Below are 20644 nucleotides of genomic sequence, written 5' to 3' on the forward strand. Positions count from 1 at the left end.
AAGTGAGTGGAAATGAGTTGTCGATCTCATTTGAAAATAAATAATTGACTTTTTTCTTAAAATTCAATATGTTCATAAAAACATCTGTTTTTCATAAGTATAATTAACCTGAATGGTTTTGGAATTTGGGAAGGAGAATGTAGCTTTGAAAACATTAGAACTACAAGAGCGGTTAACTGAAATTTTTCAGCATTTACATGAAAACCCTGAAGTGAGTTGGAAAGAGTATGAAACGACAGCGTATATTACTAACTTTTTAAAAGAAGAAGGAATTTCATATAAAATATTTGATGATTGCCCAGGCGTGATTGCTGAAATTGGAAGCGGAAATCCAGTTATTGCAATTCGTGCTGATATGGATGCACTTTGGCAAGAAGTGGACGGAGAGTTTAAAGCGAATCATTCATGTGGTCACGATGCTCATATGACAATTGTGATGGGGCTTATTTTACAATTGAAAAATATGAGGTGGGATAGTGGGACGGTTAGGTTTATTTTTCAGCCGGCAGAGGAAAAAGGAAATGGTTCTTTAAAGATGGTAGATAAGGGTGCTGTGGATGATGCTGATTTCTTATTTGGTGTTCATTTAAGGCCGATTGAAGAACTGCCTTTGAAACAAGCTGCCCCATCTATTCGCCACGGAGCAGCAGGATTTTTAGAAGGAACGATTCATGGAGATGATGCACATGGAGCACGCCCGCATCAAGGGATAAATGCAATTGATGTCATTTCTATGATCAATATCGGTTTGAAAAATATATGGCTACCACCGCAAAGTTCATATTCAGTGAAGATGACAAGGTGCCAAGCTGGTGGAGATAATTTAAATATCATTCCAGGTAACGGGCATTTTAGTTTAGATGTAAGAGCAGAAAATAATATATTACTAAATGAATTGAAGCAAAAAATAGAGCGAGTAATTCTATCAGCGGAATCAATGGGATCTAAAGTATCTTATGAGTGGATCGATCTCGCACCAGGAGCTGAAGTGTCAGAAGAAGCTGAGCGCTTTATGCGAAAAGGCATTCTTGAAGTGTACGGAGAAGAGGGATGCACTGGACCACTGTATACGACAGGAAGCGATGATTTCCATTACTACACAGTGAAGAGACCATATTTAAAAGCTGTCATGCTTGGACTAGGTGCCAATCTACAACCTGGATTACACCATCCATATATGAAGTTCGATCATAGTTGTATTATGGATGGAGTAGAAATATTGAAACAAACTGTATTGAAAGTATTAAAGGACAGGGGCTAGATAGCTCCTGTTTTTTTGTAGGAATTTGTCGGTAAGTCGATATTCCTTCCTTGTTGAAACGTCGATATATTGAGAAAATCGTTTATATAATTTCACGTATCAATTAATCCAATAAAAAATGGGTTTCCAGTACATGGTGTATAATAATAAGTACCATTTTCTAATAGGAGAAGACGAATGAACGAACAATATTACGATGCAGTATTACATATAAAAACTGTCGGTGAGCAAAAGGGCTTTAATAAATCTATGCACTATCATCGTTATGAACCGACGCCATATAGCGGATTAGATGAATTATTGAATCAATATGAAATAAGAAGTAGCGACCAAATTGTAGACTTTGGATGCGGAAAAGGACGATTAAATTTTTACATGCACCATAAGTGTGGTGCTTCAGCCGTTGGAATTGAAATGAATGAAGAGTTTTATAAAGAAGCAATGGATAATCTTGAACGCTATGCACGAAAGGTAAGAAACAGTAAAGATAAAATTGGGTTTGAATGCTGTTTAGCGCAGGAATATGAGATTGATCCACGTGATAACCGGTTTTATTTCTTTAATCCATTTTCTGTACAAGTATTTATGAACGTAGTAAATAATATTTTGCTTTCGGTAGAGGAAACAGAGAGAGAAGTGGATATTATTTTATACTATCCTTCTGAAGATTATATTTTCTTCTTAGAGAACCAGACTGCGTTTGAGCTGAAGAGGGAAGTAAGGTTACCTGGAGCTTATGAGAAGAATGGGAATGAGAGGTTTTTAGTTTATACATTAAGATTATAAAAAAGCAGGTGCCTTGGCACCTGCTTTTTTTACTCACGTCTATATAATTAGTTACGGATTAAGTAATCAAATGCACCTAAAGCTGCGTTTGCACCTGAACCCATAGAGATGATGATTTGTTTGTACGGATTATTTGTACAGTCACCTGCAGCAAACACTCCTGGTACGTTTGTAGCGCCGTGTTTGTCTGTTACGATTTCACCGCGAGCGCGTTCAACTGTTTCGCCTAACCAGTCTGTATTTGGCACAAGACCGATTTGTACGAATACACCTTGTAATTCAACGTGATGAACTTCTTCAGTTTCACGATCGATGTAAGAAATACCGTTTACTTTATCAGTACCAGTGATTTCTTTCGTTTGAACGTTTTTCAGAACAGTTACGTTTGGTAAGCTGTTAAGACGCTCTTGTAATACAGCATCAGCTTTTAATTCTGGCATGAATTCAAGAACAGTTACGTGCTTAACAATACCTGCTAAGTCGATAGCTGCTTCAATACCAGAGTTACCTCCGCCAATAACTGCTACATCTTTTCCGATGAATAATGGACCGTCACAGTGTGGGCAGTATGCTACACCTTTATTTTTGAACTCAGCTTCACCTGGTACGCCAACATTACGCCAGCGAGCACCTGTAGAAACGATTACGCTCTTACTTTTCAGAATAGCGCCGTTTTCAAGTTCCACTTCAATAAGTTCTTTTTTCTCTAAACGTTTCGCACGTTGTAGATTCATTACATCGATGTCGTATTCTTTTACGTGCTCTTCAAGGCTTGCTACTAGCTTAGGACCTTCAGTACGTTTTACGCTGATGAAGTTCTCAATACCCATAGTATCCATTACTTGACCACCGAAGCGCTCAGCAACGATACCAGTGCGGATGCCTTTACGTGCTGCATAAATTGCTGCACTTGCACCAGCTGGGCCGCCACCAACAACAAGAACATCGTATGGATCTTTATCAGAAAGCTCTGATGCATCTGGACCGTTACCCATTTTAGCTAAAATTTCTTCAAGTGTCATACGACCGCTTCCGAAAGATTCGCCGTTTAGGAAAACTGTTGGTACTGCCATGATGTCTTTGCTTTCTACTTCCTCTTTGAATGCAGCGCCATCAATCATAGTATGTGTAATACCAGAGTTTAGAACGCTCATTACGTTAAGAGCTTGTACAACATCAGGACAGTTATGACAACTTAGGCTGATATAAGATTCAAAATGATATTCGCCTTGAATGTTTTTAATTTGATCGATTAATTTTTGTTCAACTTTTGGAGCGCGTCCACTTACTTGTAGTAAAGCTAACACTAATGAAGTAAATTCGTGTCCTAATGGAATACCAGCGAATACGACACCAGTGTCTTCACCAGGGCGATTTACGCTAAAGCTTGGTGTTCTCTCTAATTCAACTTTTTCTACTGTAATCTTAGATGACATAGTAGCTAATTCGTCTACTAGAGATAACATATCTTTAGATACGTCGTCGTCTCCAGCGCTTACTTTAAGTAAAATATTGTTCTCCATTAACTGAAGATATTGGGATAGTTGTGTTTTTATATCTGCATCTAATATCATTTTGATCGAACTCCTTAGATTTTGCCTACAAGGTCAAGGCTTGGTTTAAGTGTTGCAGAACCCTCTTGCCATTTAGCTGGACAAACTTCACCTGGGTTGTTACGTACGTATTGAGCTGCTTTAATTTTGTTAACAAGAATGCTTGCGTCACGGCCGATACCGTCAGCATTGATTTCCATAGATTGGATAACGCCGTCTGGATCGATGATGAATGTACCACGAGCAGCAAGACCTTCTTCTTCCATTAAAACGTTGAAGTTTGTAGTGATTGTGCGAGTTGGGTCACCAATCATAATGTATTCGATTTTGCCGATAGTTTCTGAGCTATCATGCCATGCTTTGTGAGTGAAGTGAGTGTCTGTAGATACAGAGTATACTTCAACGCCTAAGTCTTTTAGAGTTGCATATTGGTTTTGTAAGTCTTCAAGTTCAGTTGGACAAACGAATGTGAAGTCAGCTGGGTAGAAACAAACTACACTCCATTTTCCTTTTAAACTTTCGTCAGTAACTTGGATAAATTCTCCATTATGGTAAGCGTTAGCTTTAAACGGTTTTACTTCTGTGCCGATTAATAACATATTAAAATTCCTCCTAAATGTTGGTTTTGAGCATCAAAAAATAGTGTGCTCATAAAATATATTTTTTAATTAACTATAATAATTCTAATTCGATATTAATTATCATATAGAAGTGGTTATTTTGTCAAGAGAATAAACCAACTTTATATCAATTTAATTAATATTTATTCTCAATTAAGGTTGTTAGAGAATGAAAAGGTAGTTTTCATGTAATCGATTTTCAATGAGTATATAAAAGAGTAGTGTGTATGTTAGAGACATGGTGTAAGTATAAATTGTTAGGAAGAGAATACTTCTTAGAAGTTGTGGAGTTGAAAAGGATTGCTTATTTCTATTTTACAAAGAATTGTGTGATAAATAAAATAAAATGAATTAAAATCTTTTTGAACAATTTTTGTCATCTCAAATATATAATTAGGAAGTATATTGCAATGATATAGAAACATTGACTCAAGGTGCTAACAAGATATAATAAAATCTAGATATACCTTTCAAAAAGAAGATATAATATAGGATGAAAAAATTTCACCCTATTATTTTTTTACGACCTTTAGAAAACGCTTACAATTAGTGTGGAGGGGAAACCATGTCTAAGTTCACGAAGTATTTTTTAATGGAAGCTAACGATGTGATTGTGTATGTGAAAGAGAAATTATCTAAGTTTAAGGATGCAAAGGGGTTACAGTGTAAAGAAATAGGCGATGGTAATTTAAATTATGTATTCCGCGTTTGGGATGAACAGAAGAATATTTCTGTCATTGTAAAGCAAGCTGGGCATACAGCACGTATTTCAGATGAATTTAAGTTGTCGACGAATCGTATTCGTATAGAATCAGATGTTTTGCAGTTAGAGGAGGAGTTAGCACCTGGGCTTGTTCCAAAGGTGTATTTGTTTGATAGTGTGATGAATTGTTGCGTAATGGAAGATTTATCGGATCACATTATATTACGTACAGCACTTATCAATCATCAAATATTTCCGAGGCTTGCTGACGATGTAACGACTTTTTTGGTGAACACACTCTTATTAACATCAGATGTTGTAATGAATCATAAAGAAAAGAAGGAACTTGTGAAGAATTATATAAATCCTGAGTTATGTGAAATTACAGAAGATCTCGTCTACGCTGAGCCATTTACAAATCATAATAAGCGTAACGAGTTATTTTCGCTAAATGAGGGATGGATTAGAGAGCATATTTATAGTGATAAAAAGCTTCGTATGGAAGTAGCAAAACTTAAGTTTTCTTTTATGACGAATGCACAGGCATTGCTTCATGGTGATTTGCATACTGGTTCAGTTTTTGTGAAAAATGATTCCACGAAGATTATTGATCCTGAGTTTGCCTTTTATGGACCAATGGGATATGACGTTGGGAATGTAATGGCGAATTTAATGTTTGCTTGGGTGAATGCAGATGCGACGATGCCGCCCGGGGCTGAGAAAGATACGTATATGGGTTGGCTACAATCGACAATGGTAGAGGTAATTGATTTATTTAAGAAGAAGTTTTTAGATGCTTGGAATATTCATGTGACCGAGATTATGGCGAAGGAAGAAGGCTTTAACGAAGTATATTTACAATCTGTATTAGAAGATACGGCTGCAGTGACGGGCCTTGAGTTAATTCGTCGTATTGTTGGATTAGCGAAAGTGAAAGATATTACTTGTATTGAGAATGAGGAAGCACGTGCTAGAGCGGAACGCATTTGTCTTCAAGTAGCGAAGAAGTTTATTTTACGAGCGAATCAATATAAAACGGGCACAAGCTTTGTAGAAACGTTAAAAGAACAGTCAATGCACTACGCGAAGTAAGGGGAGAAAATGATGGAAGAGCAATTACTACCAATTCAATGGAAAGATGATGCTTTAGTTTTATTAGATCAAACATTATTACCGAATGAGGTTGTCTATGAATCTTTCAAGACAGCTGAAAGCGTGTGGGATGCCATTCAAGTAATGAAAGTACGAGGAGCACCAGCGATTGGTGTTTCAGCAGCGTATGGTGTGTATTTAGGAGCTAAGGAAGTTACTCAAAGTACGGTGGAAGAATGTATAGAGGAGATCAAAAAGGTATGTGCATATTTGGCAACATCAAGGCCGACAGCAGTAAACTTATTCTGGGCACTTGAAAGAATGGAAGCGGTAGCGACAGAGAACGCGCATTTATCAATCGTCCAGCTGAAAGATAGATTACTAGAAGAGGCAAAAGAGATTCATAGAGAAGATGAAGAAATTAACCGTCAAATTGGAGAGCATGCATTAACGTTATTCCATGATGGAATGGGAGTATTAACACATTGTAATGCAGGTGCGTTAGCGACGACTAAGTATGGTACCGCAACAGCTCCAATGTACTTAGCGAAAGAAAAAGGATGGAACTTAAAAATCTTTTCGGATGAAACACGTCCTAGATTACAAGGTTCAACGTTAACAGCATTAGAACTACAGCGAGCGGGGATTGATGTTACTGTTATTACGGATAATATGGCAGCTATGGTTATGTCACAAGGAAAGATTGATGCGGTGATCGTCGGATGCGACCGTGTGGCCGCAAATGGTGATGTAGCAAATAAAATTGGGACATTAGGCGTATCTATTTTAGCGAAATACTACAACATTCCGTTTTATGTAGCAGCACCAACACCGACAATCGACTTAAAAACACCGACAGGAAAAGAAATTCCAATCGAGGAAAGAGATGCTTCTGAAGTGATTAATCGCTTCGGACAATATTCTGCTCCGAAAGAAAGTAAAGTATATAATCCAGCCTTTGATGTCACGCCACATGAAAATGTAACAGCGATTATTACGGAAAAAGGGATTGTAAAAGCGCCGTTTACGGAGAACTTAAAAAATCTATTTCAATAAGTAGATAGATTTAAAAAGTCAGTCATCATAAGCTTCATACTTAGGGGGATGTATATGTTATTACAAAAAGAAAGAGAAGAAATTGTAGCGTATGGAAAGAAAATGATTTCTAGCGGTTTAACAAAGGGGACAGGCGGCAATATTAGTATTTTCAATCGCGAGCAAGGTCTTGTTGCAATTAGCCCAAGTGGTTTAGAGTATTATGAAACAAAACCTGAAGATGTAGTTATATTAAACTTAGATGGTGAAGTGGTAGAAGGAGAGAGAAAACCATCAAGTGAATTAGATATGCACCTTATTTATTATAGAAAGCGTGAAGACATAAATGCGCTCGTGCATACACATTCTCCTTATGCGAAGACGATTGCATCATTAGGATGGGAACTTCCTGCAGTGTCATATTTAATTGCTTTTGCAGGCCCGAATGTCCGCTGTGCACCGTATGAAACATTTGGTACGAAGCAATTAGCAGATGCTGCTTTTGAAGGAATGATTGATCGTCGTGCAGTGTTACTTGAGAACCACGGTTTAATTGCAGGTGCAAATAACATAAAAATGGCATTTACTATTGCAGAAGAAATTGAGTTTTGTGCTCAAATTTATTATCAAACGAAAAGCGTCGGGGAGCCGAAGTTATTGCCAGAAGATGAGATGGCAAATTTGGCTAAGAAGTTTGAAGGGTATGGGCAGCAGTAGAATGAAATAAAAACACCCTCAAGAAAAAATCTTGAGGGTGTTTCTATGCTTTCTTAAGCAACAAATACATAAAGTAAGGAGCACCAATTAAAGCAACGACAATACCTGCTGGGATGCCATTAGGATCAACGATGTTTCTTCCGATTGTGTCTGCTAATAGCAATAGCCATCCGCCGATTAAAAGGGCGATAGGCATGAAAATTTGATGTCTTGGACCTACTAAAGATTTCGCGATATGAGGAGCCATTAGTCCGATAAAGCTAATTCCTCCTGTTACGGAAACAGCTGCAGCTGCAAGCGCAACGGCTGCAACTAATAAGTATCTGCGTTCTTTTTCAATTTCAATTCCAACACCGATTGCGACTGGCTCGTTTAATGCTAGAATGTTTAATCGATTTGCTTTATAGAAAACGAACGGAATTAATACGATTAACCATGGGAGCATTGCTAAAACGAAGACCCAGTCATCTCCCCAAATGTTTCCGGCAATCCACTTGGCGATAAAGTCCACTTTCATACGATCAGCGGATGAAATAAGGACAATCATCATTCCAGATAGTGCAAATGAAAAACCAATACCAGTTAATGTTAGTCGGATTGGCTGAAGCCCAGTTGATTTACTATATGAAAATACATAGATTAAAACAGCTGTCAGAAAAGCCCCGATAAATCCAACGACTGGTAGTAAGTAAAGAAATGAACCTACATCTATTGGAAAGTATAAAAAGAAAATAGCAACAGCAACACCGGCCCCAGAGTTGATTCCGAGAATACCAGGTTCAGCTAAATCATTTCGAGTAATTCCTTGGAAGATAGCCCCTGATAAAGCTAGAGCCATACCAGCTAATAATGTAATAACAATTCTAGGTAGTCTTAAAGAGTATAAAACAAACTCCTCTTTAAAAGTCCCTTGTCCCATTAATGTTGGGAGTAGTCGATCATAAGATAAAGATGCTGAACCAAGTCCCATTCCACCTACAATGGTGGTGATGGTCAGTATTAGTAAAGCGAGTATAATAAGACGTTGTTTTCTTAGAATAGATTGCATCATGAGAATGTTTTTCCTCCTTTACGTACAACGAATAGGAAGAATGGTAGCCCTACAATTGCGACAATAGCGGCAACTGGTGTTTCGTACGGAGCGTTAATAGTACGACCGATTGTATCTGCAAGTAGCATAAAGGATGCTCCAGCAATTGCTGACATCGGTATAACAAAACGGTAATCTGGACCGACAATTGGGCGTACCATATGAGGTACCATTAAACCGATAAATGCCATATTTCCGACAAGCGCTACAGACGCACCAGCAAGTAAGATAATAATGATAAATAGAATGGTTTTAATAACAATAATTTTTTGACCTAGTCCAATAGCCACTTCTTCACTGAAACTAAGGACTGTCAATTTTCTTGCAAATAAGATAGCGATAAAGATACTAATTGAAATGACTGGAATAATAATTTTTAATTGGCCCCAAGTTGTTCCAATTACGCCCCCAGCAGTCCAAAGTGATACCTCTTGTGAAATTTTAAAATAAATGCCGACACCTTCTGAAATTGCAAGCAAAAATGCTGAAACTGCAGCCCCTGCTAATACAATTCGAAGAGGAGAAAGTCCACCTTTTTTCACCATGCCAATGCCAAATACCATAATTGCGCCAATTGCAGCACCGATAAAGCAAGCAAATGTTAAGTAAAGATAGCTGATGGAAGGGTTGAAGGCTAGCGTTAACGCAAGTGCAGCATTTGCTCCACCAGATAATCCTAATAATCCAGGATCTGCAAGTGGATTTCGTGTTAATCCTTGCATAATTGCTCCAGAAACAGCAAGGCCCGCCCCTACAAAAATAGCAGCAACTTCACGTGGTAAACGTATTTCGCGAATAATAGATATTTTGTCCCCTTTAGCGGAGGTAGTAAGTGCTAACCATACGTCTTTTATTGAAGTATCTGCAGCACCTAATACCATTGCCACCATAAAAATAAGAAAGAATGCAATTATGCTCAAAATGAGTTTGTATGTAAAAGCTATAGAACGTGGATTGTCGTGATCTTTTGTCATTCGTTTCACATCTTTTCTGTTCATAGAATAAAGGAAGAGGAATTCTTAAATTAAGAATTCCTCATGTTTGTATTATTTACCAAGAAAGCTCTTCTTGAAGAAGTCTAGTTGGAAATCTAAAGTAAGTGGATCATTGAAATAGAATTCCATCATGTTTGCTTCGTATACGCGATTATTTTTTACTGCTGGGATGTTTTTATATGATTCTGTCTCTTGGAATGAGTTATCAGTATCTTTGTTTTTACTTACGATTAAGTAATCACCAGCAAATTCAGGTAATACTTCAGTAGATAATGCGTAGTAACCTTCTTTTAATGCTTTTTCTTTTACTTTTTCAGGCATTTTTAATTTCATTTCTTGGTACAGAATTTCTGTTCCACGGCCCCAGTTTTCGCCGTATACATAAAGCTGTTTGTTGAAGTTTTCTACAACAGAAACTGTTGCATCTTCACCAATTTTTGCTTTAATTTCTTTACCAGCGTCTTGTGCACGTTTCTTGAAGTCATCAACCCAAGTTTTTGCTTCTTTTTCTTTGTTTAATAATTTACCGATTTCTAAATGCTGTGTTAAGTAATCAACTTTTCCGTAAGTGTACGTTACAGTAGGAGCGATCTTCTTTAACTTATCAACATTTTTAATATTTGATAAACCAATGATTAAATCTGGATTTAGTTCAGCGATTTTTTCAACGTTTTCATCTGATACTTCAGCAACATCTTTAAGTTTGCTATCAAAGCGTGGGTTTTGTTTAGACCATGAATCTACCCCAACAAGATTTACATCTAATGACATTACGTTACCAGCGAATGATGATAAAACAACAACGCGTTTTGGATTTGCAGGAACTTCTACTTTACCATTTTCAGATTGGTATGTAATTGTTTCTGATTTACTACCTTTTGCATCGTTCTTTTTGTCTGTAGAGCCATTGCTACAAGCGCTCATAACAAGAACGAAAAGAACTGTTAGTGAAATAAATAACTTTTTCATTGTCTTTCTCCTTTAACATAGATGATATGTGTATATAATAATTTGTTTAACTGCAATCTGTTTGAAAGAGTAGTGGTAATGCAAAATACTTATTAAAAATCTTGAATATGAGATTTTACAATATAGTATTAACCATATTAGTGAAAGAAGATGTAATCTCATATTTGCTAATTATTAACAAAATGATAATGATTATCACTATTGATTCTTTAAATACTATAATTTTATATAGGTGTATTGTCAATAGTGATTTTGATTGTAAAATTTATAAAAACAAGTTATATTTTATTGAGAATGATAATCAATTATTAGTAGCTGAGGAGTGACACGAATGAATCAAGAAGAATTGTTTGATGTAACTGTGATAGGCGGAGGACCTGCAGGGCTTTATTCAGCTTTTTATAGTGGACTAAGAGAGATGAAAACGAAAATAATAGAATTTCAACCACAGTTAGGTGGTAAAATACATGTTTATCCAGAAAAAATGATTTGGGATATCGGCGGATTGTTACCGGTTACTGGTGAGAAATTAATTGAGCAACTTGTACAACAAGGATTAACATTCCAGCCAGAAGTTGTATTGAATACAAAAATAGAATCAATTATTCGTAATCAAGATGGGATTTTCACATTAAAATCAAGCTCTGGGGAAGAACATTTTTCAAAAACAGTGATCGTCGCAACTGGGAGTGGTATATTGAATCCACAAAAGTTGTCAATTGAAGGTGCGGAGAGATTTGAAGTCTCAAATTTAAATTATACAGTTAAATCGTTAAAACGTTTCAAAGATAAAACGGTAATTATTTCAGGTGGAGGGAACTCTGCTGTTGATTGGGCGAATGAATTAGAACCAATCGCGAAAAAAGTGTATGTAACATATAGAAAAGAAGAATTATCTGGTCACGAAGCACAAGTAAAACAACTTATGAATAGTTCAGCAGAATGTTTCTTTAATACATCGATTACAAAACTCATTGCTGGTGATAATCATGAAGCGATCGAATATGTAGAATTAACGAATCATGAAACAAGTGAAATTTCACATTTACCTATTGATGAAGTGATTATTAACCATGGATATGAACGTGACATTACGTTATTAGAAAATAGTGAGTTAGACGTTGCAATTATAGATAATTATTATATTGCAGGGAATGCGAATAGTGAGTCCTCTGTAGATGGATTATATGCTGCGGGAGATATTTTAAAGCATGAAGGGAAATTACACTTAATTGCGGGAGCGTTCCAAGATGCTGGAAATGCTGTAAATAAAGCGAAACAATTTATTCAACCGGATGCAAGCGAGTACGGAATGGTTTCGTCGCATAATGAAGTATTTAAGAAGAGAAATCGTGAATTGATCAAGCAGATGATGAAATAATAAAAAAACAAGTATACCCCCATTTACTTCTCTATTCGAGTGACGAGAGAGGTAAATGGGGGTTTTCCTGTTTACTATATTTTCAATCATTATAATGACACCGGTTTCATCAGTTCATGTGATATGAACGTTTTATTTGTAAATCTTCCTAGCAAACAATGAATCTATGTTTTGCTGACGCAGAACAGTATTACATTATGCTGTCCCTTTAGCTCGTTCGTTAGGAAATGGCATATTTAATATAGACGCAATATACTGTTTTCCATGCATTCGAGCTAATGATTCTAATATTTGACGGACGCGTTTTGTAAGATGTCCTTGTCCCTGTATAGCTTCACAATATGCGTCATAGAAAGCGTATTTAGCCCAAAGGAAATCATCTTGTTGGAATAAAAAATGATTTTTGTACCATTCCCCAATTGTATGGTAACAATTGTTTTCATGTATTACTGAGCTTTGAGAAAGAATACGATCAGATAAAGATGTAGTTAAATGAGAAATTGTGTTTTCTGTTTCAACCTGTAATGTTTTTTCTAACATTGTAATGATGTGACGAGTAGCCATATGTTAACTCTCCTTTGTGTAAATGGGTAATACCATTCTATATTTAAAAAATCCTTACTATATTATTATACAATATATGGAATGCATCCACCTTCTTTTTAAATTGCATTTACAAAATCTTTTTTATTTGTTTACAAAAATAAAGTAAGATACAGTATATATGAAAAAATAATAAAGGAATGAACGCGTTGTATATAACAGTAGAAGAAGCTGCGGAGTATTTGAATTTACCAAAGTCGTATATTGAAGAGCTAATTCAGCAAAAGAAAATTCGTGCACTATTTGATGGAGAGCAATATTTATTAAATAAAGAACAATTCAATACACATTTAGAACAAATCGAGAAATATAAGCAATTAGTGGAAGAAATATTAAATGAACCAATTCCAGAAGATATGGATGTTAAAGACGAAGATTAAACGATGGGAAATCCCGTATGAAGATATGCAGAAATGTATCTTCATACGGGATTTTTTGTTTAAAGATATCAAAAGCCTAAGGAGCGTTTAGCATTTCTTCGAATTTTGATAGGTAGTAGTCTACCATGTTAAAAGCATATTTTTTTCTAGCTAGGACAAACATAGAGAACGTAACCTGTACAGATACATATACTATCAGTGCAAATGCTTATAAATTAATGGAAGGGGTTTTCTCGTGAGTTTATTTCATTGGGATTTTTTGAAAGACTTAATTGGATCTTTTGTGAGAGTAAACAGAGGTGGTCCAGAATCTCAAAAAGGAACAATAATATCAGTATGTCCGGACTACTTCGTATTGCAGAATGAAAAAGGTGAGCTTTATTACTATCAACTTAGTCATCTAAAAAGTATTACAAAAAATGCGAAAGACTGTGGATCAAGTGAGTGCGATTGGGAAGATTGCGCATGTGCAGAAGACTTTGAAGCACTACTTCAAAGCTTCAAATATTGCTGGGTGAAAATTAATCGCGGTGGTCCAGAGAAAGTGGAAGGCATTTTACAGGATGTTTCTTGTGATTTCGTGACATTAATCGTAAAAGAGGAAATTATATTAATTGCAATAAAGCATATTAAAAGTGTTAACTATAACGCATTAGCATGCGGAGAGAGCGATGAGAGCGACGATAGTAGCAGTAAGGAAAGTAGTAGCAATAATTCAGGTCGCGCTCGTGCACAAAGACAATCAAGTAGAGGAAGATAATAAGAAAGGGGGATACGAAATTGGAGAATGTATTATGCTATGACCAAATTAAATGTTTAGTTGGTGAGACTGTAAAAGTAAATCTTCGCGGGCCAGAAAGTCGAGTGGGTGAGCTCGTATCGTTAGGCAAAGATTATCTAACGCTACAATTACCTCATGGTGAATTAGTATATTATCATTTGAAACATGTGAAGAGTCTAGTTAAGAAAGTGAAAGAAAGTAAATGTGGCGATTGCTATAGTTCATGTTTCTGCTCTGATGAGGATACTTTTTTGGATATATTAAAAGACTTGAAGTATAAGTGGGTAAAAATTAATCGTGGCGGTCCAGAATGTGTGGAAGGTTTATTAAGTGAGGTACACCATGGCTGTATTACACTAGTAAATTGCGATGAAGTTATTTATGTAATGAAGTCTCATATTAAGAGTGTGAGTCAAGTAGTGAAATGTAAAAAGAATGAAGAAGAATAATGTTTGATAAATAAGAGGGGCATTATGGTTGAAGGCGAAGTACGATTTCTTATTTCGGATAGTATGAAAAGGAAGTCCTTACTATTAAGACGGAACATTGCCCCTGATTATTTTTTTGAAATGGAGAATAGGAAAGTAGAAATTCATAGGAAGGAGGATATAGATGAATGAGTTAAACAAAAGTATTGGAGAAAATATATATGTTAAATTAATCGGTGAACAAAGATTTAAAGGTGTATTAATAGACGTAGGAAATGATATTGTTGTTCTTTACAATGGACAAGACTACGTATATATATCTTTATACCATGTCCAATATTATAAATTTTTAAGACCACATGATGAAGAAATATCAAAACCTGATGTTGATTCTGTAATTAAGAGGGAATCCCCTTCTATTTCTTTGAGAAAAGTATTAAGTACTTCTAAAGGGATTTTTACAGAAGTTTATGTAGCAGGAAATGCTCCAATACATGGTTATGTTACAAGTGTAATGAATGATTATATTGTTTTTTATAGTCCAGTTTATAAAACAGTATATATATCTTTAAAGCATTTGAAATGGTTAATTCCGTATAAAGAAAATCAAGTCCCGTACGCCCTCAATAAAAATGAACTCCCCGTGAATCCATTAAATATTACGTTAGCTAGAACATTTGAAGAACAGCTTATTAAAATGTCCGGCAAAATCATGGTGTTCGATTTAGGTGAGGAATCTAATAAAATCGGAAAGATGGCAAAGATTGATGAAGGGCATATTGAAATATTAAAAGCACGTGATGCAAAAATGTATGTGAATATTCAACACGTGAAATCTGTCCATTGTCCGTAGACTAGTTGAAAGGGCTGGCTTTTTCTTTTATATGCAGAAGAAAAGGTCGAGCCTATTTGTTTAGCTCGATTTGAATAAGAGAGGGAAAATGAATTGAATACAAATATGTTAGCTTTACCTATGAAGAGCTAATCTTGTGCAAAATTATAAAAAATATGTACGAGCCATTTTTTCATATATTCAATTTGTTTTTTTGAGGGGGAACTGTTCAACTAATATATTAAAGGGGTTTTGTTTGTGGAGCAGTTTCTAAATTCGTTATCGATTACATTACTTGGTAGTGCTGGTGGAGCAGCAAAAGCAGTTTTAGCAATTTTAAATCAAGCGATAGTAAATGAAAAAGACCCGATTTATGAAGCGATAAAGAATGTTACATTTCATTTGGTTGATATAAAACAAAAAGATAGGACTTATTATGATGAGTTGTTTCCAAATTTGAAAGATCAATTGTTTTTATATGAAATCGACCTTCAAGATGTAGTGAAATTCAAGCAACATTTGAAAGAAAAAAGTACGGGTATTGTTATTGATGTTTCGGGGGCAGATACGATTAGAGTCTTAAGTTGTTGTAATGAACTTGGAATTTTTTATATTAATTCAGCTTTGGAAAATGAGGCAGTAGATCAAGACGATAGTTTAATCGGCTTTCAGCTTACGGAAAGATATACGAGGTTTGAGAAGGAGAAAGAGAAATTTACAAATACAAAAGCAATTATAGGCTCAGGTATGAATCCAGGTGTTGTTCAATGGATGGTCGTTGAACTTATGAAGGAACGTCCACAGGAAAAGCCAAGAGCATGCTATATAGTAGAACATGATACGTCATTTTTGAATGATACAGCACTGATAAAGCCTCATACACTTTATGCTTCATGGGCAGTAGAGCGATTTCTAGATGAAGCGATATGGAGTTATCCGATGTATATGAGTCATCATCGTCCCCTTTATTTTTATGAAGATGTATATGCTTCAGAGTATAAAGTAAAGTTAGGAGAGAAAGAGTTTTATGGTTGTTTAATGCCACATGAGGAAGTTTTAATTTTAGGAAAAAAATTCAACATGGAAGTGGGTTTTCTCTACCGAATTAATGAGTATACGACCAATGTAATTAGACAGAACTTAGATCGAGTAGAAGATTTATGGAATTGGAATCGTAAAGTATTTAATCCAGCGGAAGAAGAAATCGCCGGGGAGGATCTGGTTGGTGTAATACTCGTTTATGAAAATAGCGAGACGTATATGTACAATGTAATGAATAGTAGCCAAGTTTTTCATAAATATAAAACGAATGCAACTTACTTTCAAGTAGGGTGCGGGATTTATGCAGGCTTGTGCAGTTTATTATTAGATCACTTTGGACAAGGTGCTTACTATGTCGAGGAATTATTATTAAATACAGAAAGTAAGTACGGCGAATATCTAAATTTATATATGAATAATTTTGTAAAAGGACATAATAATTTTACGGATGGTCTGCTACATGATCGGGTAAGGCGGATATAAATTATAGTGAAAAGGTTGTATATTGCCCTGAAAGCAATTTCATACTTAAAATTTAAGGAGGTAACACGTAGAGTTTTTGTATGAATCATGAGGAGTATTTATATGAACAAATTTAAAAGCTTGATACAGGAAATTCTTTTATATGTTGTACAACTAATGGAAAGTTATGCAGCGCAATATAGAGTGAGATTTCATTTGCAAGTAGCATGGGAATAGGAACGAAAGTAGAAATTTTTTTACCGACAGCATAATGTGCTAGAGAAAAATATTTTTCAGAAAAGTGTTCTTGTTGTGTAAATATAAACATTTTATAAAATGTTTCAAGAAGGGTTTTTTTTATAAAATACTTCGTTTATAATGGAGGAAAATATCGACATGAGATTTGTTATTCATGTAACGGTTCGGTAGTGTTAGAGAAAGAAGGGGTGCACGCGCATCCTTTTTTCTATGCAGATATTATGAAAGAGGTGGTATGATGGAATTAACATTAAATTCGACTGTATGTTTACACACGATTCAATTTCGAAAAGAGCAAAAGAATTATATTGTAAAAGATACAATTACAGGAGAAAAATATGAAATGCCGCCACTTTGGATTGATGCATTGGCAATGATGCGTGACGGTTTTTTATTGGGGGAAATTGAGGAGAAATTAAAAGAAGAGTATCCAGACGAAGAAATAAATATGTTAGCATTTACGAGGCAACTGTTAGAGCTAGAGCTTGTCGGAATGGTAGATGGGGAAGAAATAGCTTGTACAAAGAAGAAAGAGAAAGATTATTTAGCTTGGGTACGTCCTCGTGTCGAACAATTCTTTCTTAATTTAAATAAAAAAAATAGAAGCAAAGGTCAATGATGATCTTTGCTTTTTTGTATAGTTTGTTTAAAAAATCACAGCGAATGCTCTTGCGAAAGCACCGTCGCTATCTTTAATTTTTAAAGGTGCCGCTGAGAAAAAGAAACGTTTCGTGTTAATGGCATCTAAGTTTGTTAAGTTTTCGATTAAATAAATATTATTCCCAAGTAGTATGTGATGAATTGGTGATGTTTCTGTCGTTACTTCATCAGGAGAAATGAAATCTAGACCGACCGATTTTACTTTTAATTGAACTAGTTCTTCGGCTAATTCTTCAGAAAGATAAAAGGCTTCTTTTTCATACGCTTCTGTATTCCATTTAGTAGATAGATTGGAATGGAAAATAACAATATCTCCTTCTTGTATATCAACATTATGCAATACTTCCTTACGTAACTTTCGCTCTTGAATATGAGTTACATCGACAAGAACGGCTTCGCCTACAAATTGATCAAGAGGTAGTTGGTCAATAGTCGTTGCGCCTGAAATGAAATGCGCAGGAGCATCACAATGCGTACCAACATGAACAACAGAATGAAAATCTGTAACTTGATAGCCTGTCTCTTCAACGCTTGTAATGGCTCCTAAATTGATTTTTGGTGTTCCAGGGAATTGGGACATATTGTTTTCAAATGTTTGTGATAGGTCAATTACTTTCATTTTTAATACCTCCAATATATGTTTTGAAATAAAAAAACTCACCTTTCATAATCAAGAAAGATGAGTTTTGCACACAATAGTTACGTTTTATCTTTCAAAATGCAATGCATTTTGCAGGAATTAGCACCTATTCAGTTTGTATAAACTGAGGTTGCTGGGCGTCAAAGGGCCGGTCCCTCTACCTCTCTTGATAAAGACATATTAAGTTTTAATTTCTGAATATTCACCACTTTTAAATTGTAATTCATTTCCTTTTTTCGTGCAATACAAAATAGGTATTCACCCAAATAAAGTTGCTCGCATATTGTAGCTTATGTAAATAGAATGCTGCGAAGGAGTGAGTGCAGTGACAGGGAATGTATTGAATTATTATGCTGGTGGAAATACAGCTAGAGGATTTCATAATTTATACGACGAGAATTTAAAAGGGCTAAACAGGTTATTTATTTTAAAGGGTGGTCCTGGAACCGGGAAATCTTCTTTAATCAAAGCAATAGGTCGTGAATGGGTTGAAAAAGGATATGATATTGAATTTTTACACTGTTCTTCTGATAATAAATCGGTTGATGGTGTAATTATCCCGAAGTTAAAAGTAGGAATTGTTGATGGAACATCACCGCATGTTATTGAGCCGAAAATGCCAGGAGTTGTCGAAGAGTATATTAATTTAGGGGTTGCTTGGGACTCAAATAAATTAAGAAAGCAGAAGGTGGAAATTGAACGATTTGTTTCAGAAGCAAGCAAGGCTTTTCAAACTGCTTACGCATGTTTTAACGAGGCACTAGTTATACATGATGAGTGGGAGAAAATATATATTAATAATATTGATTTTAATAAAGCAAATGAATTAACCAATCAGCTGATTCAGAAGTTATTTACAGATAAAGGCGGGAAACAATCGCTTGTGAAACATCGGTTTTTAGGGGCAGCTACACCGAAAGGGGCAGTTGATTTTGTTCCTAATTTAACAGAGGGATTACCACATCGTTATTTTATAAAAGGACGCCCAGGCTCTGGGAAATCAACAATGCTTAAGAAATTAGCTAAGGCAGCAGAAGAAAAAGGATTTGAAGTTGAAGTATATCATTGTGGATTTGATCCAAATAGTCTTGATATGGTTATCGTAAGAGAATTAGGGTTTGCAATTTTTGATAGTACCGCACCACATGAATATTTTCCGAGCCGCGAAGGTGATGAAATTATAGATATGTATGCCTTGATTGTGACACCAGGGACAGATGAGAAGTATGCGACAGAAATTCGTGACGTGTCGATTCAATATAAAGCAAAAATGAATGAGGCGATGTCTTTCCTATCGAAAGCGAAATCAGTTCGTGATAAATTAGAACGAATATATATTGCTGCTATGGATTTTTCAAAAGTAGATGCATATAAAGAGGAGATTCAAAAAGAGTTTGAACGAATTGCGGTTAGTGTAACAGAAAAGAACAAGTAAAAAATAAAGAATTTTGGTAGGCTGTCGGGAATTTTCTGACAGCTATTTTAGTATGTAGTAAACTTAGCAGTATATTTGTCGAATTTCCAAGGAAATAATCAAAAAAAGGAGAGGGTATGAAATGAGAGAGAAAATTAGAGTGGAGTTAGCAAGAATTGAACAAGAGAATGATGTGAAAATTTTATTTGCAGTGGAATCAGGGAGTCGTGCTTGGGGATTTCCATCGAAAGATAGTGATTATGATGTTAGATTTGTTTATATGCATCCGGTAGAGTGGTATTTATCAATTCATGATAAACGAGATGTAATTGAGTATCCGATTAGTGATGATTTAGATATAAGCGGATGGGATATTAAAAAGGCGTTACAGTTATTCGCAAAGTCAAACCCAGCTTTACTCGAATGGATTCGATCACCGATTTTCTATTCGAAAAACTCTCATTTTCCAGAACAGCTTCAGCAAATGAGTGATAAGCACTTTGATCCAAAAGCAACGATATATCATTACTTACATATGGCTTCAAAAAATTATCGTGAATTTTTGCAAGGTGAGAACGTAAAATTGAAAAAATACTTTTATGTATTGCGTCCTATTTTAGCTTGTAAGTGGCTAGAGGAGAAAACAACTTTACCACCTGTAGAATTCGATCGATTGATTACAGAATTATCGTTAGAACGTAGCGTATTAGATGAAATTGAACAGTTGTTAATAAAGAAAAAGGCAGGTACTGAATTAGATATTGGATTAAAAATTGAGGTGTTGAATCAATTTTTAGAAGAACAAATTCATTACTATCAGCAATATGTAAAAGGAATTGAAAAGGGATCAGGGATCGATATTGAGAGTTTAAATACATTGTTTCGAGATATGTTGTTTGCAGTATATGAAAAAGAGCACAAGTGAGTTTGTGCTCTTTTTTAT

Annotated in this window: 21 protein-coding genes and 1 riboswitch; of the genes, 14 read left to right on the forward strand and 7 right to left on the reverse strand. The window is 35.4% G+C overall.

Annotated elements, in window-relative coordinates; all coding sequences use genetic code 11:
* Window positions 1–145 precede the first annotated feature (145 nt).
* A complete protein-coding gene (locus tag J0835_RS02050) occupies window positions 146–1261 on the forward strand; it encodes a M20 peptidase aminoacylase family protein (protein ID WP_087979257.1) in 1116 nt (371 codons plus the stop codon).
* 177 nt (window positions 1262–1438) lie between these two features.
* The gene (locus J0835_RS02055) at window positions 1439–2047 is read left to right on the forward strand and encodes an SAM-dependent methyltransferase (protein ID WP_087979258.1); all 609 of its coding nucleotides are present in this window, start codon (window positions 1439–1441) and stop codon (window positions 2045–2047) included.
* 47 nt (window positions 2048–2094) lie between these two features.
* Here the strand turns inward: J0835_RS02055 and ahpF are convergent, their stop codons facing one another.
* Window positions 2095–3621, reverse strand: a complete 1527-nt coding sequence (gene ahpF, locus J0835_RS02060; protein WP_087979259.1) for an alkyl hydroperoxide reductase subunit F — start codon at window positions 3619–3621, stop codon at window positions 2095–2097.
* Window positions 3622–3635: 14 nt separating this feature from the next.
* Window positions 3636–4199, reverse strand: a complete 564-nt coding sequence (gene ahpC / locus J0835_RS02065) for an alkyl hydroperoxide reductase subunit C (protein ID WP_000924420.1) — start codon at window positions 4197–4199, stop codon at window positions 3636–3638.
* Window positions 4200–4785: 586 nt separating this feature from the next.
* Between ahpC and mtnK the strand changes: the two genes are divergently transcribed.
* Genes mtnK through J0835_RS02080 form a run of 3 tightly spaced genes read left to right on the forward strand, consistent with a single transcriptional unit; the run spans window position 4786 to window position 7767 of the window.
* Window positions 4786–6015 (forward strand): S-methyl-5-thioribose kinase, encoded by a 1230-nt coding sequence (mtnK, locus tag J0835_RS02070; protein WP_087979260.1) that lies wholly within the window; start codon window positions 4786–4788, stop codon window positions 6013–6015.
* 12 nt (window positions 6016–6027) lie between these two features.
* The gene (gene mtnA, locus J0835_RS02075) at window positions 6028–7071 is read left to right on the forward strand and encodes an S-methyl-5-thioribose-1-phosphate isomerase (protein ID WP_140386648.1); all 1044 of its coding nucleotides are present in this window, start codon (window positions 6028–6030) and stop codon (window positions 7069–7071) included.
* Between the two features lie 54 nt (window positions 7072–7125).
* A complete protein-coding gene (locus J0835_RS02080; RefSeq protein WP_087979262.1) occupies window positions 7126–7767 on the forward strand; it encodes an L-fuculose-phosphate aldolase in 642 nt (213 codons plus the stop codon).
* 43 nt (window positions 7768–7810) lie between these two features.
* Here the strand turns inward: J0835_RS02080 and J0835_RS02085 are convergent, their stop codons facing one another.
* From J0835_RS02085 to J0835_RS02095, 3 genes are read right to left on the reverse strand one after another with little or no spacing between them, the layout of a single operon-like run.
* Window positions 7811–8818, reverse strand: a complete 1008-nt coding sequence (locus tag J0835_RS02085; protein ID WP_087979263.1) for a FecCD family ABC transporter permease — start codon at window positions 8816–8818, stop codon at window positions 7811–7813.
* Window positions 8815–9855 (reverse strand): FecCD family ABC transporter permease, encoded by a 1041-nt coding sequence (locus tag J0835_RS02090; RefSeq protein WP_140386649.1) that lies wholly within the window; start codon window positions 9853–9855, stop codon window positions 8815–8817. The genes J0835_RS02085 and J0835_RS02090 overlap by 4 nt, the downstream gene beginning before the upstream one ends.
* Before the next feature lie 48 nt (window positions 9856–9903).
* Entirely contained in the window at window positions 9904–10821 is a 918-nt protein-coding gene (locus tag J0835_RS02095; protein WP_000732569.1) for an iron-hydroxamate ABC transporter substrate-binding protein, read from the reverse strand.
* A gap of 331 nt (window positions 10822–11152) precedes the next feature.
* Here J0835_RS02095 and J0835_RS02100 point away from each other — a divergent pair, with 331 nt between their 5' ends.
* Window positions 11153–12202 (forward strand): NAD(P)/FAD-dependent oxidoreductase, encoded by a 1050-nt coding sequence (locus J0835_RS02100; protein ID WP_087979265.1) that lies wholly within the window; start codon window positions 11153–11155, stop codon window positions 12200–12202.
* A 195-nt stretch (window positions 12203–12397) separates the two neighbouring features.
* Here J0835_RS02100 and J0835_RS02105 read toward each other — a convergent pair whose 3' ends face one another.
* Window positions 12398–12766, reverse strand: coding sequence for a hypothetical protein (locus J0835_RS02105; RefSeq protein ID WP_087979266.1), 369 nt, complete (start codon window positions 12764–12766; stop codon window positions 12398–12400).
* A gap of 179 nt (window positions 12767–12945) precedes the next feature.
* Between J0835_RS02105 and J0835_RS02110 the strand changes: the two genes are divergently transcribed.
* The 6 genes from J0835_RS02110 (at window position 12946) to J0835_RS02135 (ending at window position 17606) form a co-directional block, all read left to right on the forward strand.
* Window positions 12946–13185, forward strand: coding sequence for a helix-turn-helix domain-containing protein (locus J0835_RS02110; protein ID WP_087979267.1), 240 nt, complete (start codon window positions 12946–12948; stop codon window positions 13183–13185).
* A gap of 235 nt (window positions 13186–13420) precedes the next feature.
* Window positions 13421–13945: a spore coat protein gene (locus J0835_RS02115; RefSeq protein ID WP_087979268.1), complete on the forward strand. Its 525-nt coding sequence runs from the start codon at window positions 13421–13423 to the stop codon at window positions 13943–13945.
* 20 nt (window positions 13946–13965) lie between these two features.
* Complete coding sequence (locus tag J0835_RS02120) at window positions 13966–14415, forward strand: spore coat protein (RefSeq protein ID WP_087979269.1); 450 nt, start codon at window positions 13966–13968, stop codon at window positions 14413–14415.
* 163 nt (window positions 14416–14578) lie between these two features.
* Complete coding sequence (locus J0835_RS02125) at window positions 14579–15247, forward strand: hypothetical protein (RefSeq protein ID WP_048560139.1); 669 nt, start codon at window positions 14579–14581, stop codon at window positions 15245–15247.
* A 237-nt stretch (window positions 15248–15484) separates the two neighbouring features.
* Window positions 15485–16750 (forward strand): S-adenosylmethionine decarboxylase related protein, encoded by a 1266-nt coding sequence (locus tag J0835_RS02130; protein WP_087979270.1) that lies wholly within the window; start codon window positions 15485–15487, stop codon window positions 16748–16750.
* 475 nt (window positions 16751–17225) lie between these two features.
* Window positions 17226–17606, forward strand: coding sequence for a hypothetical protein (locus J0835_RS02135; protein ID WP_087979271.1), 381 nt, complete (start codon window positions 17226–17228; stop codon window positions 17604–17606).
* A 27-nt stretch (window positions 17607–17633) separates the two neighbouring features.
* Here the strand turns inward: J0835_RS02135 and J0835_RS02140 are convergent, their stop codons facing one another.
* Window positions 17634–18266: a cyclase family protein gene (locus tag J0835_RS02140; RefSeq protein WP_087979272.1), complete on the reverse strand. Its 633-nt coding sequence runs from the start codon at window positions 18264–18266 to the stop codon at window positions 17634–17636.
* A gap of 84 nt (window positions 18267–18350) precedes the next feature.
* Window positions 18351–18463: riboswitch (SAM riboswitch) on the reverse strand.
* Window positions 18464–18612: 149 nt separating this feature from the next.
* Here J0835_RS02140 and J0835_RS02145 point away from each other — a divergent pair.
* Complete coding sequence (locus J0835_RS02145) at window positions 18613–19722, forward strand: PRK06851 family protein (protein ID WP_087979273.1); 1110 nt, start codon at window positions 18613–18615, stop codon at window positions 19720–19722.
* A 121-nt stretch (window positions 19723–19843) separates the two neighbouring features.
* Window positions 19844–20626: a nucleotidyltransferase domain-containing protein gene (locus J0835_RS02150; protein WP_087979274.1), complete on the forward strand. Its 783-nt coding sequence runs from the start codon at window positions 19844–19846 to the stop codon at window positions 20624–20626.
* Window positions 20627–20644: the final 18 nt, after the last annotated feature.

Source organism: Bacillus cereus group sp. Sample62, assembly GCF_036851315.1.
Taxonomy (GTDB): Bacteria; Bacillota; Bacilli; order Bacillales; family Bacillaceae_G; genus Bacillus_A; species Bacillus_A wiedmannii.